Raw genomic sequence first — 16,289 nt, 5'->3', positions numbered from 1 at the left:
GTGTCACCTGTTGCTCCTGTTGCCCCTGTTGCTCCTGTTGCTCCTGTTGCTCCTGTGTCACCTGTTGCTCCTGTTGCCCCTGTTGCTCCTGTTGCTCCTGTTGCTCCTGTTGCTCCTGTCGCTCCTGTTGCTCCTGTTGCCCCTGTTGCTCCTGTTGCTCCTGTTGCCCCTGTTGCTCCTGTGTCACCTGTTGCTCCTGTTGCTCCTGTTGCTCCTGTTGCTCCTGTTGCCCCTATTGCTCCTGTTGCCCCTGTTGCTCCTGTTGCTCCTGTTGCTCCTGTTGCCCCTGTTGCCCCTGTTGCTCCTGTTGCTCCTGTTGCTCCTGTTGCTCCTGTTGCTCCTGTTGCTCCTGTTGCTCCTGTTGCTCCTGTTGCTCCTGTTGCTCCTGTTGCTCCTGTTGCTCCTGTTGCTCCTGGAGTTCCTGGCGCTCCTGTTGCTCCTGTTGCTCCCGTTGCCCCTGGCGCTCCTGGAGTTCCTGGCGCTCCTGTCGGCCCAGTTGGTCCGGTTGGTCCGGTAATTCCTGTTGGACCAGGCGGAATCGGTTGGACTGGTGGTCCTGGTGGAAATGGCATATGAAATACCTCCTAAAATTATTTAACGTACACTTTATATTATTTCGAAATAATTAATAGGATTGGATTTTATCATTAATTTGTTAATATTTTTACATAATAATTTACTAGACTATTAGCAAAATAAAAAAGCCCCATGATTTATAAGTTTTCCTAAAAACTATAAATCTATTAGGACTTTTCATATGGTAACTTTTTTATACTTAGTTTATTTTTTAATGAATACGATGAACTGACCAAACAATTCCAGCAGATTCTGTTCCGCCTAAATTTAATGAGATCGTTAAACCATTCGCTTCATAAAATAGACCAATTACATCTCCTGAATTCAGCTCTAAATCCCCAGTTAATGTGACCGTTCCATCTCCTAGAATTGCTCTTAATGTTAGTACTAAAGCAATATTTACATTTAAGATTGGAAATAAACCAGTTATTAAGTTGGTTGTTCCAGGTGAAGTCCTACGAATTACAAATGATGGCGTAATACCACCACCAAGTGAAACGTTTAATGCAGCAGTTGTAGAGTAATTAATAGTAGCTTCGAAAACATATCTACCTGTTACAGGTACAGTGAAATTACCAGTCGTAGCATTAAATGTAGTAGCGACGTAATAAGGACTTGTTACAGTCCAGTTTGTAATTTGAGAACTACTGTTTACTGATAAAGATGGCTTGAAAGCAGAAAAACCTTGGCTTAGAACTTCTGAGCCTGTTGGGCCAGTTGCTCCTGTTGCTCCAGTTACCCCCGTTGCCCCTGTTTCCCCTGTTGTTCCAGTGGCTCCGGTAACTCCGGTTGAACCTGTTGCTCCCGTGACTCCTGTCGGTCCGGTTACTCCTGTTGCTCCGGTTACCCCGGTTACCCCTGTGACTCCTGTTGATCCTGTTGCTCCCGTTGCTCCCGTTACACCAGTTGAACCTGTGACTCCTGTTGCTCCCGTTGCTCCTGTTACTCCGGTTACCCCTGTAACCCCGGTTGAACCCGTTGCTCCTGTTGCTCCTGTTTCCCCTGTTGCTCCCGTTTCTCCGGTTGCTCCTGTTTCACCTGTTGCTCCTGTCACTCCTGTTGCTCCCGTTGCTCCGGTTACCCCTGTGACTCCTGCGGCTCCAGTTACTCCGGTTACCCCTGTTGCTCCCGTTACTCCTCTCGCTCCTGTTGCTCCTATTGGGCCGGTGACTCCTGTTGAACCAGTTACTCCTGTATCTCCTGTTGGTCCCGTTGTTCCTGTTGCTCCTGTTGCTCCGGTTACTCCTATTGATCCTGTTACTCCGGTTGAACCCGTGGCTCCGGTTGCTCCGGTTGCTCCTGTTACTCCTGTCACTCCCGTTGCTCCTGTATCTCCTGTTGTTCCTATTTCCCCTGTTGTTCCCGTTTCTCCAGTTACTCCGGTTGAACCCGTGGCTCCGGCTGATCCCGTTGGGCCGGTTACTCCTGTTGCTCCGGTTACTCCCGATATTCCGGTTGTTCCGGTTGGCCCGGTTGCCCCAGTGACTCCTGTGACTCCTGTTGCTCCTGTGACTCCTGTTGCTCCCGTGGCTCCTGTTTCACCAGTTGAACCCGTGGCCCCTGTTACACCAGTTGAACCCGTGGCCCCTGTTACACCAGTTGAACCCGAGACTCCGGTTGCTCCGGTTACTCCTATTGATCCTGTTACTCCAGTTGCTCCCGTTGAACCGGTTACTCCTATTGATCCTGTTACTCCTGTTGCTCCAGTCGATCCTGTTGTTCCTGTCGCTCCCGTTTCTCCTATTGGACCTGTGGCTCCTCTTTCGCCTGTGAAACCAGTTGGTCCTGTTACTCCAGAAGCTCCAGTCGCTCCAGTTTCACCCTTTGAGCCTTTTTTTCCTTTTTCTCCCTTTTTCCCTTCTTTACCTCTTCTTCCTCTTTCCCCTTGAGCCCCCATTGCACCAGTTACACCTGTAGGACCCGTTGGACCTGTGGGGCCATTGTGGCTAAAAGGTGGAACTGGTGGGAAAGGTGGTCTTGGTGGTCTTGGTGGTGGCACAAAAATACACCTCTTTTAGTTTTCTTTCTTCATATTTTATATAACTAAGCACAATTTGGTTTCTAATTAAACTATAAATTTCTCAAAAAAGCTCTACTCACTATATATCATTCAAAGGTAAAAACTAAATAAATAAATAAATAAATAAATAAATAAATAAATAAATAAATAAATAAATAAATAAATAAATAAATAAATAAATGTACTTTAGAGCCACTAATAAAATAAATGACTATTATAGGAATATTTTACTGAAACAATAAGTGAACAAATAGCGATATGTATTTTACGACTCAAAATAAAAAGACATATTGACTAGTAGGATTACATTACTTGAAGAATAAAAAACCCTACTTACTTAAAATCTTTCATTCGTAACAAGGCGAAAGATGATCAGTAAAGTAGGGCAAAGCAAGACACTAAAATTCTATTATTTTAAACTAGATTAATTAATTGATAATCCTGCGCTAGCATAACCCGCAACAACAGTTGCAAGATCTAATCCATCTGAGTCAGCAGTAAATACTACCAACACTCTAGTTCCTGCTGTAACAGGAATATTTGGTAATGCTGCAGTTACCGAACTAATTGCACCCAATGCTAGAATACCAGATAAACTAGGAGTCAATGGTACAGCTGCCACCTGATTAAAGATATTATTTGGTGCCGGTGAAGTATAAACTCTAGCTGTGATTGTAATAAAGCCTAGTAAATTTAATGCTGCAGTTGTGCTGAAGTATGCAGAAATTGAAGTCAAAATTCCTGCACGAGGCATAGAAAACGCTAAGTTTTGTAATAATCCTGGGCCACCAGCTATATTTATTGGTCCTCCTAGAAGTGTTGCAACAGTTCCATTGTCGCCGAATCCTATTAATCCTTGAGTTCCAACTGTGTTAAATAAAGCTGATGTTAATGCTACAGGAAGACCTGATGCAAATGGGATGATAGCAGATGCTCCAGGTAAGCCTGTTGCTCCCGTTGCTCCTGTTGCTCCCGCTGTTCCTGGATCTCCTGTTGCTCCTGTTGCTCCTGTCGCTCCTGGTGTACCTGGATCTCCTGTTGCTCCTGTTGCTCCTGTCGCTCCCGCTGTTCCTGGTGCACCTGTTGCTCCTGTCGCTCCTGGTGTTCCTGGATCTCCCGTTGCTCCTGTTGCTCCTGTCGCTCCCGCTGTTCCTGGTGCACCTGTTGCTCCTGTCGCTCCTGGTATTCCTGGTGCGCCTGTTGCTCCCGTTGTTCCTGGTGCACCTGTTGCTCCTGTCGCTCCTGGTGTTCCTGGATCTCCCGTTGCGCCTGTTGCTCCTGTTGCTCCCGCTGTTCCTGGTGCGCCTGTTGCTCCTGTCGCTCCTGGTGTTCCTGGATCTCCCGTTGCTCCTGTTGCTCCTGTTGCTCCTGTCGCTCCCGCTGTTCCTGGTGCGCCTGTTGCTCCTGTCGCTCCTGGTGCGCCTGTTGCTCCCGTTGCTCCTGGAGGTCCTCCTGAAGGTCCAGTTGCTCCTGTTGCTCCTGTTGCACCCGTTGCTCCTGGTACTGCCGGTGCTGTTGGCCCCATCGGACCCATTGGTCCCATTGGTCCCATTGGACCCATTGGACCCATATGGCCTCTTTTTCCTCTTTCTCCGTCGTCTCCGTCTTTACCTCTTTTTCCTCTTTCACCTTGTGGACCTGTTACACCCGTTGGGCCAATTAGGCCATTTTGTCCTGCTGGACCTGTTGGACCTGTTGGACCCGTTGGACCCGTTGGACCTGTTGAACCAAATGGTGGAAATGGTGGTTCTGGTGGAAATGGAGGGAATGGAGGGAATGGCGATCTTGGTGGTGGTAATGGCAATTAAAAACACCTCTCGTTTAATAAATTAGTTGTACAGTTTATATTATAAAAAAAGGACAAATTGGTTCATTATCATTACAAAAATGAGTAAAAAATGGAAAAAAATAGGTGATTTTTCTATTTAAATTCTTTATTTGTTTGACTGAAATCGCCTAATATGAAAAAACCAGGAATCGATATGATTCCTGGTTCTTCATTCTTACTCTAAATTATATGTTAAATGTCATCAGCCTCTTAGCTGAGCACTATGAGTTTCTTCTACAGCTTTTAATACTTTTTGATGAGCTTTTGTAACTTCTTCGTCTGTTAAAGTACGCTCTGGATCAAAATATGTTAGTGAGAAGGCAACAGATTTTTTACCTGCTTCCATTTTATCACCTTCATATAAGTCAAAAATGATTGCTTCTTTTAATAATTTTCCACCTGCTTGACGAATCGTAGATAAAATATCTCCAGCAAAAACAGTTGAATCTACTACAAGTGCCATATCACGATTCATAGCTGGGAAACGTGGAATTGCGTTATATAAAATATCATCTATTTCTGTATTAAATAGTTTTGCAAGTGATAACTGGAATACATACGTTTCTTTAATATCCCATTCTTTTTGAGTTACTGGATGTACTTGACCAATGAACCCAATTTCTTCGTTATTTACTAATATACTTGCTGTACGACCAGGATGTAGATCTTCTTTTTTAGATGCAACATAGGAAATTTTATCTGATAGTCCTAATTCATTAAATAAACCATCTATTACTCCTTTTACAACATAAAAATCAACAGCTTTTTTCTCACCTTGCCATGCATGTTGTAACCATGCTCCTGTTAAAGCACCTGCTAAATACTCTTCTTCACGAGGAAGTTCATTGTTCTCTAATGTTAAGAAAACTGAGCCTGTTTCAAATAATTGTACATTTTCCTCTTTACGAGCAACATTATAAGCTACTGCATCTAATAAATGAGGTACTAAACTAAAGCGTAATTCACTTCTTTCTTCACTCATTGGTAAAGATAAACGAACTGGCTTTGCATCACCAGTTTCTAATGCAAAACGTTTAACTTTACTATTACTAGTTAAGGAATAAGTAACTGCTTCAAATAAACCTGCATGTTGTAAAAACTGACGAGCTCTACGACGTTTTGCTTGGTATACAGTTAATTGGCCACGGCTAGCTACTCCTGTTGGTAATGTTGCAGGGATATGATCATATCCATACATTCTACCTACTTCTTCAACTAAGTCTTCTTCAATCGTAATATCTCCACGGCGACTAGGAACAGTGACAGTGAAAAGTTCCCCATCTTGTTTCGCTTCTAGACGTAATCGACGGAAAATATCTTTAACTGTATCAGCATCAATTGAAGTACCAAGCACATTATTTATTTTATTAACCGAAACAGAAACTTCTGGTGCTTCATTTACAATATGATTTGCAACTACAGTACCTTCTACAACCGTACCTCCTGCAAGCTCTGCCATTAACTGAGCAGCACGTTCAGATGCTGAGTAAGTACGAGATGGATCAATTCCTTTTTCAAAACGTGCACTTGATTCACTACGTAAACCTAGGTCTTTTGAAGTTTGACGAACAGTTTGACCTTTGAAAACAGCTGATTCAATTAAAACATCTACTGTATTCTCGTCAACCTCAGTTGATTGACCACCCATTACACCAGCGATCGCAACTGCTTCTTTTTCTGTCGCAATCACTAAATGATGTGGTTGTAATGTACGTTCTTCTCCATCTAATGTCGTAATTTTTTCATTAGATTTTGCATGTCTTACGATGATTTGTTTGCTATTTAACTTGTTATTATCAAATGCATGTAATGGTTGACCGTATTCAATTAAGATATAGTTTGTAATATCAACTATATTATTAATTGGACGAATACCTGCACTCATTAAACGAGCTTGCATCCACAATGGAGAAGGACCAACTTTTACACCTTTAACTAATTTAGCACTATAGTATGGTGCATCTTCCTTCGATTCTACTGAAACATTGATAAAGTCTGCTGATCCAGACTCTTCTGTTGCAACAGCTGGTAATTTCACATCTTTATCTAAAATTGCAGCAACTTCATAAGCTACTCCAATCATATTTAAACAATCCGCACGATTCGGTGTTAAACCTAATTCTAATACAGCGTCATCACGATGTAGAACTTCTAATGCATCTGCTCCAACTTCTGCATCGTTAGGTAGAACGAAAATTCCGTTCGAAAATTCCTTCCCAACTACTTTCCCTTCTACTCCTAGTTCTTGAAGAGAACAAATCATTCCTTCAGAAACTTCGCCACGTAATTTTGCTTTTTTAATTTTAAAGTTTCCAGGTAATACCGCACCAATTTTTGCAACGATAACCTTTTGACCTTTAGCGACATTCGGTGCGCCACAAATAATTTGTACAGGCTGTTCTTCCCCAACATCAACTGTACATTTTGATAACTTATCAGCTTCTGGATGTTGTTCACGTTCCATTACATAGCCAACTACAACATTTTTTATTCCATCAGAAAGATTGTTTACACCTTCAACTTCAATACCAGCTTTTGTAATTAATTTTGCAAGTTCTTCTGGTGTAACACCACTTAAATCAACGTATTCTTGTAACCATTTTGTTGAAACAAACATGTTTTGTCCCCTCCTACCTTACATTTGTTGGAATTGCTTTAAGAATCTAATATCGTTTGTATAGAAATGACGGATATCATCAATGCCGTATTTTAACAATGCAATACGCTCAGGACCCATTCCAAATGCAAATCCTTGAACTTCCTTCGAGTTATAACCAGCCATATCAAGTACATTTGGATGAACCATACCTGCACCTAAAATTTCGATCCAACCTGTATGCTTACACATATTACAGCCTTTTCCACCACACTTCATACAAGAAATGTCCATCTCTACTGATGGTTCAGTAAATGGGAAGAAACTTGGACGTAAACGAATTTCTCGATCTTCACCAAACATTTTTTTCGCAAATAGTTGTAATGTACCTTTTAAATCACTCATTGAAATGTTTTCACCAATAACTAAACCTTCAATTTGCATAAATTGATGTGAGTGAGTAGCGTCATCATCATCACGACGATAAACTTTACCCGGACAAATAATTTTGATTGGTCCTTTTTCAACATTTGCTTCCATTGTTCTTGCTTGAACAGGAGATGTATGAGTTCTCATTAAAGTTTCTTCTGTAATATAGAATGAATCTTGCATATCACGAGCAGGGTGACCTTTTGGAAGATTTAACGCTTCAAAGTTATAATAATCTTTTTCAACTTCTGGTCCTTCAACAACCTCATAACCCATTCCGATAAATAAGTCTTCAATTTCTTGGATGACAGCTTTTAAAGGATGCGCACCACCAGCTTGAACAGGACGTCCAGGCAATGTTACATCGATACTTTCGCTTTCTAATTTTTCATTAATAGCATTTTGTTCTAATAAAACTTGTTTTGCCTCAAGTTTTTCTTGAATTGCTGCACGTACCTCATTTGCAACTGCTCCCATTTTTGGACGCTCTTCAGGAGATAAATCCTTCATTGCTTTCATTGCCTCTGTAATTGGACCTTTTTTCCCAAGATAAGCGATACGTACTTCATTTAAGGCTTTTAAGTCTTGAGCCTCTTCAATTTGTTTAATCGCTTCTGCTTGTAAAGAAACTAAACGCTCTTGCATCTTTATTCCTCCTATACTTCTACCATTTTTTCCATACATTTTTAAACATAAAAAAACCTCGCTCCCAAAAAGGGACGAGGATTGATCGCGGTACCACCCTAATTAACAGTTAATGCATCGCTGCACTTCTAACTGCTCACTTCATTCATGTAACGGTCTATTTGACCGAGTCGCCTTTACATATATAATGGTCCCGGCGCCAGCTCAAGAGGTGAATTCAATTTAATTTCCTATAAAAGTGCTTTCAGTCTTAGACACTTTCTCCCTATATAGGGTACTCAAATTTACTAGTCTCTATCATCGCTTTTAAATATTAAATTTTCTTAACTTATTATAGTGATATTTTTGAATTATTGCAACTGCTCAACGTGTGATTTTTCTATCACTTTATCATAATTACTCCACAGAACACTCATTCAATACGAGACGAAAATCATATTAATAATTGAATATAGTCAAATTGGAGGAATTTTTGATTGAAAATAAGAAATCAGTTAATCATTGGATTTTCAATTATTATATTATTAACCATATCAATGTTTACTTATAACTTTTATATTGGTAAAAAAAATATTAACTCAATTGCTTTAATAGGAGATCAAACGAATGATGTAAGTCATGCAAGGGAAATAGAATTTTTATTATCAGGTCACTCTAACGACCAACGCGGATACTTATTATCAGGAGATAAAAATTATATAGAAAAAGCAACATTAGAAGAAATTGCACAACATTTAACTGCACTAAGCCAAGAAAACTCCGCTTCAAGCGAAGAACAATTAGCAAGCTTACAACAAATCTCAGCTACCTCTCAGTCTTTATCAGCAATTGCTGAAGAGTTAGAAAATGAAACTCAACGTTTTAAAATATAGGCTATGCACATTTAATTGCCAAAAAATAAGAAAAAGAGGTGCGAATTTGCACCTCTTCATTTATAAGCTATACATTAATATTCCTGCTGCAATTCCTACGTTTAATGATTCTGCTCTTCCGTAAATTGGGATATAAAGGTTTTCGTCCGATAAAGATAGTAGGTTAGAATTGACTCCTTTTCCTTCATTACCAACAATAATGGCAAAACGATTAGACGCTTTAACTTCATTAAACGGTTTAGCATTTTGTAAAGAAGTTCCGTATACCGATATCCCCTGTTCTTTTAATTCTGAAACCACTTCGATTAAGTCTCCACGTAAAATAGGCATATGGAATAAAGAGCCTTGTGTTGAACGAATCGTTTTAGAATTATATAAATCGCTCGTACCAGTCCCAAGTATAACTGCATCATATCCAGCAGCGTCCGCTGTTCTGATCATAGTACCCACGTTTCCAGGATCTTGTACTTCATCAATTAATAATAATTTAGATACTTTTGCAAAGTCTACTCTCATATATGAAAATTCGATGATTGCATAAATACCTTGTGTTGTTTCAGTTTCGCTTAATTCTTTACTAACTTCTTTAGAAATATATGTTAACTCGAAAGAGCCAGGTGAAAAGTTTGATGGTAAATCGATTTCTTCTGAAAGTAATAAATGAAGGATCGGTGCATCATTCTTTATTGCTTCTTCCACTAGATGAAAACCTTCTACAATATATTGTTTGGCTTTTTCTCGACCCTTTTTTGTATGCAATTTTTTCCAAGCTTTAACAGAGTTATTTTGTATCGAATCAATTCGTTTCATATTATAACCTTATACCTTTCTTCGTATATCATAAAGTTAATAATACATAAATTTAATACTGTTTACAAATACTACTTAAAGCACAATATGAAAGGAGAATTCAAATGAATTTCAACATTCGTGGAGCAGTTCTTCACAATATTACTGGTAACAAAAGTGATCAATTAGAGGCAACAATCGTAGATGCAATTCAAAGTGGTGAGGAAAAAGTATTACCTGGATTAGGTGTATTACTAGAATTATTTTGGAAAAATGCTTCAGAAGAACAAAAACATGAGTTACTAGCTGTTATTGAAGGTGGAATACAAGGTTAATAAGGTGCAACTGCACTTTGTTTTGCCTTTTTATCTAAAAAAAGTAGAAGCCTCGAACAGATTGCTCGAGGCTTCTTTTGAAGTTGTTATTTAGTTTTAAGGTCTTCTATCGAATCAATATCCATATATTCTGGAACAGTTAATCCTAATTTTGTACCATCTAAATTAGGTCCAAGATCGACCAGCTTATTTTTATATTCATTTATATAATCACTATGTGTAGTTGGTAGCCAAGCTGCAACTAATGCATCAGCGCTTCCGTCAGCTACACCTGCAAACATAGGACCTGCTTCAACTTGTTTTAACGTTACATCATAACCTTGTTGTTTTAGAACTGTACCAACTACATTCGTGCTGGCAATTTCTGATTCCCAAGCAACATACACAAGGCTTATTTTTTCGCCATTACCTTTTGGGACATCTTTCGTCCACTTGGCTACGATATCATCATTATTTTCTACCCATTTTTTAGCTGCTTCTTCTGGCTTTGTTCCTTCTTGAACATCACTCATTACTTTTTCCATATCAGATGGTTTCCAGTAAAATTGATCAAGAATTTTGAAAGCACCAGGATTTTCTTCTTTTAATCCTTTTCTGACCATCGTGTGGATTGATTCATCTTTTCCAAATGAACCTTTTGGATCTTCTAAATACTTCAATTTATATTTTGTAAACATCCAGTGTGGCGTCCAGCCAGTAACAATGATTGGTTCTTTTTGATCATAAGCTTTTTTGAGTTCTGCAGTCATTGCCGCAGAAGAACCTTCTTTTAAAGTCCAATCTTTTAAGCCATAATCACGCATTGCTTTTTCGGTTGCCTTCATCAGACCTGCTCCTGGATCAATCCCCGTAATTTCATAATGTACTTGATCTCCTACTTTATTAGAAGATGTTTTATCAGCTGTACCTACTGTGAAAGCAGTAGTAAGAAAAGAAATTAAAAAGATCAGTGTAACAAAGCCATATACATATTTTTTAGCGAACTTATTGCCATAAACAGGTTTCCTTAAGTTTTGTGAGATTCTATCAAGTATAATTGCAATGATTACAATTGATAGACCAGCTTCAAATCCTTCACCAACTTTAATTTGTGTGACAGCACGATAAACTTCTGCCCCTAAACCTGGCGCACCAACTAAAGATGCAATAACAACCATTGATAGTGATAACATAATACTTTGATTCACACCTGCTAAAATCGTAGGAGCAGCCAATGGTAGCTGTACCTTCAAGAGTTTTTGCCAAGTTGTTGAACCAAATGCATTTGTCGCTTCAATTAAGTCATTAGGGACTTCTCGGATACCAAGATTCGTAAGTCTTATTGTAGGCGGTACTGCGAAAATAACAGATGCCAAAATACCTGGCACAACACCAATCCCGAAAAAGAGAATAGCTGGTATCAAATAAACGAATGCCGGCATTGTTTGCATAAAATCGAGAATCGGCGTAATGACTTGTTTTACTCGATCGTTTTGCGAAGCCCATATACCAAGTGGGATACCTATTAACATCGTTATGATAACCGAGGATAATATTAAAGCTAATGATTCAATTGTTGCATCCCAAAGTCCTAAATTATCGATCAAAAGTAAACCTATTAAAGTAAATAACCCTACTGTCCATCGACTTGTATAAAATGCTAATAATGAGATTAACAAAATTAACACAATCGACGGACCCATTCCTAAAACCTTCACAAAGATATCTAATAGGGTTTCTGTGATGTTTGTGATCGTACTGAATAGCGGATTGAAATGTTTGATGATAAAATCAACAATGGCATCAATCCAATCTGCTAACGGTAATTTATGCATCCCCATTACATTAACCCCCTTTTATATTTAAATCTTCTTTTTTACCCGCAAGTGCTCCAATTACCGCACCTCTGATTATGACACCTTTTAATCTATTTTCTTTGTCAACAACAGCAAGTGGGAGAACCGAAGTCGCAAGCGATTCGATTACATCTGTAAGCAGTGTTTCTTCAGAAACTACCACAATATCTTTTTGCATGACTTCTTCAACACTTTTATTTTCTTTCAGTGCAAGCGATGCATCATCGGCAGTTATAGCACCAAGTAATTTTAATCTACGATCTACTACAAATATACTTGAGTATCCTTGATCTCTCATAATTTGAAGTGCTACCCTTGGACCACGGTCTGGCGTAATTCTTTCAGCACGCTTAAGAACATTAGCCGCTGTTAATACTTTCGACAAATCAACATCTTCGACAAATCGCTCTACATATTCATTTGCTGGATTAACCATAATTTCTTCTGGCGAACCAATTTGAATGATATTACCATCCTTCATTAGTGCAATCCTGTCACCAATTCTTAATGCTTCATCAAGATCATGGGTGATAAAAATGATTGTTTTTTTCATCGTCTCTTGTAATTCTAACAGTTCATCCTGCATATCTTTTCTGATCAATGGATCGAGCGCACTGAAGGCCTCATCCATAAGCAAAATATCCGTATCACTCGTCAAAGCTCTCGCAAGACCAACCCTTTGCTGCATACCTCCACTTAGTTGTGAAGGATATTGATCTTCATAACCTTTTAATCCAACAATTTCTAAAGATTTCTTTGCTTTTTCAGTTCTTTCTTGCACAGAAATATTTTGTATTTCAAGTCCATATTCCGTATTTTCTAAAACCGTTTTATGTGGGAATAATGCAAAGTTTTGAAAAACCATACTAATCTTTTTGCGACGTACATCCCTTAACTGCTGTGCATTCATTTTCACTATATCTTCATCGTCAATTAAAATTTGACCAGTTGTTGGATCAATTAAACGATTTAACATTCTAATTAATGTCGACTTCCCGCTGCCTGATAAACCCATTACAACAAAAATTTCACCTGGGTAAATTTCAAAATTCGCATCATTTACACCAATTGTTGCGCCAGTTTCTTTTAAAATTTCTTTTTTTGAGTAACCTTTCTCAAGTAGTTTTATGGCATTCTTTGGAGATTTACCGAAAACCTTCGTCACATTTTTTACTACAACTTTTGATTTCATCAACTCACCTCGATTTAAAATTTTTAATACAAATCCTTTTTCAATACAACTTGCATTTATGTTGAAGGCAGCATTTTTAAAGAAAGAATATTCCAAAAAATATTCATACAATAACGCACGTAAAATAAAAGTAGCCAAGTACTTAAAAAGTCTTGGCTTGCTACTTTTTTTATCTCTTTTGGAAGAAGAAATGACGCTCCAAGATCAAATTAAAAGTAGTTGAAAGTTTATCTGCTATTAATGTTAACAGTAAACTATGACAAAACTATTTCAGAACAATGTTAACAAGGATACATTTGATTACAGACTTCCAACCAAATTATTCCATTTTTTAGTCATATTGTTCTAAACCTCTTTGACCCTAGTGTTTTGCTCCTGTCAATAAATATTGCTAAATAGTAATATTCGTTAACTAAACTTAATAAAAATCTAGCTTTCCCCACTAAAAGCTATTCCCAAAAAACACTTATTTTTAAATTGAAAACGTGTTAATGAGAGCAATAAGTTCTAGTCACCTTAAAAATATAGATAAAATAAAAATCCCTCAAGATTCTTGAGGGATTTGATTACTTAGCTATAAGTTAAACGATCAACTGTTTCGCGATCTAAACGTTTAATAACTTCTACAATCAGCTTTACTGTGTTTTCATAGTCATCACGGTGTAGGATTCCAGAATGAGAGTGAATATATCTAGTTGGAATTGTAATGGCAAGCGATGGAACACCTTTCATTGTTATATGCATCGCGCCTGCATCTGTTCCTCCACCAGGCATTGCATCATATTGATAAGGAATGCCAATTTCTTCTGCAACATTTACAACAAACTCACGTAAGTCTTTATGAGAAACCATTGAAGCATCATAAAGAACAATTTGTGGACCTTTTCCTAATTTACCTTGAGCTTCTCTTTCTGATACACCAGGCATATCTCCTGCAACACCAACATCTAATGCGAAACCAATATCTGGTTCAATTTTATAAGTTGATGTTCTAGCGCCACGTAGACCAACTTCTTCTTGTACAGTGCCAACACCAAACACAATATTTGGATGCTGTTGGTTTTGTAATTGTTCTAATACATCAATCGCAATTGCACAACCAATTCGATTATCCCATGCTTTTGCTAATAATAATTTTTCATTTTTCATTGTTTGGAATTCAAAATAAGGAACGACTTGATCCCCAGGACGTACTCCAAATTCTAATGCTTCTTCTTTACTTGAAGCACCGATATCAATAAACATATCTTTAATATCGACTACTTTTCTTCTAGCCTCAGGGCTCATAATATGCGGCGGTTTTGATCCAATAATACCTGTTACATTACCTTCTTTAGTTGAAATCGTAACGCGTTGAGCTAGCATTACCTGTGACCACCATCCACCGATTGTTTGAAAACGTAAAAAGCCTTTATCATCAATCTGTGTAACCATAAATCCAACTTCATCAAGATGCCCGGCAACTTCAATTCTTGGCCCATTAGCATCTCCTGTTTTCACAGCAATTAAGCTACCTAAATTATCTGTAGTAACTTCATCAGCAAATGGCGTTATATATTTCTTCATTACTTCGCGTGGTTCATGTTCAAAACCAGCTACACCATTTGCATCTGTTAACTCTTTTAACATTTGTAACTTAGCATCTAAAGTAGACAAGGTCATCCATCCTTTTTTCTAATTAAAATTTATGTACATAATCTATTATACAATTAGCATATCTTTTTGACAAAATCATAAGAATATTAAATTTTTAACCTACTTCCTTTACTCTTCCCTTTGGACCATGTTGAAAGGTAGCCTTCTTCCAATTTCCAAAAAAGTAATAAAGGATATGACATAATACTGCTACTGTAAATGCAATTCCAAAGCTCCACCAAATACTTAAAAAGCCATATTGATGTCCTAAATAATATGCGACTGGATTCCTCACTAGCCACATCGCACAAAAAGTAAATAGTAATGGAGGCATAACTGCTCCCCTTGATCTGACAACACCTGAAAGAACTAGCGTTACACCAAATAAGATATATGGCCAAAACATAATATAACTAATTGTCACCCCTAAATCAATTGCATGACCAGTCGTTGGTAAAAATAATGAAAAAGCCTGCTTACTAAATATATTTAATAAAAGAACAAGACCACCTGTCCAAATCACATTGAACAATACACCAATCAAAGCAATACGGCCAATCCGTTCTAACTTCCCTGCACCAATACACTGTGCTACCATTGATGTCACAGCTCCACCAATTGCCATTGCGGGCATTTGAATATAACTTGTAAGCTGAAATGCCACACCAAAAGCGGCTGTAGATTCAGATCCAAATGAATTAACTAAGTGAAAGAGTGCTAAATTTGCTGAAGAAACAACGATCATTTGTAAACCCATGGGTATACCTTTTATTATTAGTACCTTTATTAAGCCCCAATCAAACCTGACTAAGTTCAACTCTTCTTTTTGTAGTCTTAAAAAATACTTTTTGGAGTAAATCGTTATCACTAACAAAATAAAACTAAATGTTTGAGCTATTAAAGAAGCAAAACCAGACCCGGATATACCCATTTCAGGAAAAGGTCCAATACCTTTTATGAAAAGTGGGTTTAATATTATATCTAATCCAACAGATAATAGTAAAAAATAAAATGGTGTTTTCGAATCACCAGACCCTCTCATGATTGCCATCACAAGTGTGTAGGCAAACATAAAAGGTGTGCCTAAAAACATCATACGTGTATAAGAAATCGCAAAATCAATTGTATCCCCTGGTGTATTCATTAGCTTTAAAATAGTTGGAGAAAATACAAATCCTATAATGGCGACTATTAAGGAAAGACCAATAAATAACGCTAAGCTTGTACCTACCACTCTTTTCGCTTCACTAATATTCTTGGCACCTATATTTTGTGCTATTAAAATAACAGCTGCCATAGAAATCCCAAAAATAGCTCCTGACAAAAAGAACATTAATATATTCGCATTAGAAGTAGCCGCTAATGCTTGTTCGCCTAAAAACTTTCCTACCCAAATTGAATTAATTGAACCATTTAAAGACTGAAGTACATTGCCTAATAACATTGGCAAAGAAAAGAAGAATAATGTTTTCGCAATAGGTCCTTCAGTTAATTGATTGCCGTGTAGGTTTTTTGGCTTAAACATCATATCCCTCCA

General features: G+C 38.0%; 11 protein-coding genes, 1 pseudogene and 1 other annotated feature. Of the genes and pseudogenes, 2 read left to right on the top strand and 10 right to left on the bottom strand.

Going from position 1 to position 16,289, the window contains the following annotated elements; genetic code table 11:
• The 5 genes and pseudogenes from CAB05_RS19075 to pheS form a co-directional block, all read right to left on the bottom strand.
• A pseudogene (locus CAB05_RS19075) lies at nt 1-572 on the bottom strand (exosporium glycoprotein BclB-related protein); the annotation flags it as partial.
• Between the two features lie 215 nt (nt 573-787).
• Nucleotides 788-2,575, bottom strand: coding sequence for a beta strand repeat-containing protein (locus CAB05_RS22630; RefSeq protein ID WP_407920423.1), 1,788 nt, complete (start codon nt 2,573-2,575; stop codon nt 788-790).
• Between the two features lie 445 nt (nt 2,576-3,020).
• Nucleotides 3,021-4,400, bottom strand: a complete 1,380-nt coding sequence (locus CAB05_RS19065) for an exosporium glycoprotein BclB-related protein (RefSeq protein ID WP_088002975.1) — start codon at nt 4,398-4,400, stop codon at nt 3,021-3,023.
• A gap of 226 nt (nt 4,401-4,626) precedes the next feature.
• Nucleotides 4,627-7,041, bottom strand: a complete 2,415-nt coding sequence (gene pheT, locus CAB05_RS19060; protein WP_088002972.1) for a phenylalanine--tRNA ligase subunit beta — start codon at nt 7,039-7,041, stop codon at nt 4,627-4,629.
• An 18-nt stretch (nt 7,042-7,059) separates the two neighbouring features.
• Nucleotides 7,060-8,094, bottom strand: coding sequence for a phenylalanine--tRNA ligase subunit alpha (pheS, locus tag CAB05_RS19055; RefSeq protein WP_088002969.1), 1,035 nt, complete (start codon nt 8,092-8,094; stop codon nt 7,060-7,062).
• Nucleotides 8,095-8,161: 67 nt separating this feature from the next.
• Nucleotides 8,162-8,404: a binding site (T-box leader), on the bottom strand.
• A 166-nt stretch (nt 8,405-8,570) separates the two neighbouring features.
• Between pheS and CAB05_RS19050 the strand changes: the two genes are divergently transcribed.
• Nucleotides 8,571-8,966, top strand: coding sequence for a CHASE3 domain-containing protein (locus CAB05_RS19050; RefSeq protein WP_088002967.1), 396 nt, complete (start codon nt 8,571-8,573; stop codon nt 8,964-8,966).
• A gap of 60 nt (nt 8,967-9,026) precedes the next feature.
• On the opposite strand, the gene CAB05_RS19045 is transcribed toward CAB05_RS19050, so the two are convergent.
• Complete coding sequence (locus tag CAB05_RS19045) at nt 9,027-9,776, bottom strand: TrmH family RNA methyltransferase (RefSeq protein WP_088002964.1); 750 nt, start codon at nt 9,774-9,776, stop codon at nt 9,027-9,029.
• Between the two features lie 104 nt (nt 9,777-9,880).
• On the opposite strand from CAB05_RS19045, the gene sspI reads away from it, so the two are divergent.
• On the top strand, nt 9,881-10,090 hold the full coding sequence (gene sspI / locus CAB05_RS19040; protein WP_088002961.1) for a small acid-soluble spore protein SspI: 210 nt from the start codon (nt 9,881-9,883) through the stop codon (nt 10,088-10,090).
• A gap of 86 nt (nt 10,091-10,176) precedes the next feature.
• On the opposite strand, the gene CAB05_RS22705 is transcribed toward sspI, so the two are convergent.
• The 4 genes from CAB05_RS22705 to CAB05_RS19020 form a co-directional block, all read right to left on the bottom strand.
• Nucleotides 10,177-11,910: a glycine betaine ABC transporter substrate-binding protein gene (locus CAB05_RS22705; protein WP_088002958.1), complete on the bottom strand. Its 1,734-nt coding sequence runs from the start codon at nt 11,908-11,910 to the stop codon at nt 10,177-10,179.
• 4 nt (nt 11,911-11,914) lie between these two features.
• The gene (locus CAB05_RS19030) at nt 11,915-13,117 is read right to left on the bottom strand and encodes a quaternary amine ABC transporter ATP-binding protein (RefSeq protein WP_088003034.1); all 1,203 of its coding nucleotides are present in this window, start codon (nt 13,115-13,117) and stop codon (nt 11,915-11,917) included.
• 570 nt (nt 13,118-13,687) lie between these two features.
• Nucleotides 13,688-14,779, bottom strand: coding sequence for a M42 family metallopeptidase (locus tag CAB05_RS19025; protein WP_371870366.1), 1,092 nt, complete (start codon nt 14,777-14,779; stop codon nt 13,688-13,690).
• A gap of 88 nt (nt 14,780-14,867) precedes the next feature.
• Entirely contained in the window at nt 14,868-16,277 is a 1,410-nt protein-coding gene (locus CAB05_RS19020) for an MATE family efflux transporter (protein ID WP_088002952.1), read from the bottom strand.
• Nucleotides 16,278-16,289 lie beyond the last annotated feature (12 nt).

Origin of the sequence: Gottfriedia solisilvae, from assembly GCF_002128405.1 — a bacterium.
Classification (GTDB): domain Bacteria; phylum Bacillota; class Bacilli; order Bacillales; family Bacillaceae_G; genus Gottfriedia; species Gottfriedia solisilvae.
This window is presented reverse-complemented; position numbering and strand designations above follow the sequence as displayed.

Excerpts from the sequence above, each read along its gene's own strand:
- CAB05_RS19030 (WP_088003034.1), bottom strand. The coding sequence starts at position 13,117 with ATGAAATCAAAAGTTGTAGTAAAAAATGTGACGAAGGTTTTCGGTAAA.
- sspI (WP_088002961.1), top strand. The coding sequence starts at position 9,881 with ATGAATTTCAACATTCGTGGAGCAGTTCTTCACAATATTACTGGTAAC.
- CAB05_RS19025 (WP_371870366.1), bottom strand. The coding sequence starts at position 14,779 with ATGACCTTGTCTACTTTAGATGCTAAGTTACAAATGTTAAAAGAGTTA.
- pheS (WP_088002969.1), bottom strand. The coding sequence starts at position 8,094 with ATGCAAGAGCGTTTAGTTTCTTTACAAGCAGAAGCGATTAAACAAATT.
- CAB05_RS19020 (WP_088002952.1), bottom strand. The coding sequence starts at position 16,277 with ATGTTTAAGCCAAAAAACCTACACGGCAATCAATTAACTGAAGGACCT.
- pheT (WP_088002972.1), bottom strand. The coding sequence starts at position 7,041 with ATGTTTGTTTCAACAAAATGGTTACAAGAATACGTTGATTTAAGTGGT.
- CAB05_RS22705 (WP_088002958.1), bottom strand. The coding sequence starts at position 11,910 with ATGGGGATGCATAAATTACCGTTAGCAGATTGGATTGATGCCATTGTT.
- CAB05_RS19045 (WP_088002964.1), bottom strand. The coding sequence starts at position 9,776 with ATGAAACGAATTGATTCGATACAAAATAACTCTGTTAAAGCTTGGAAA.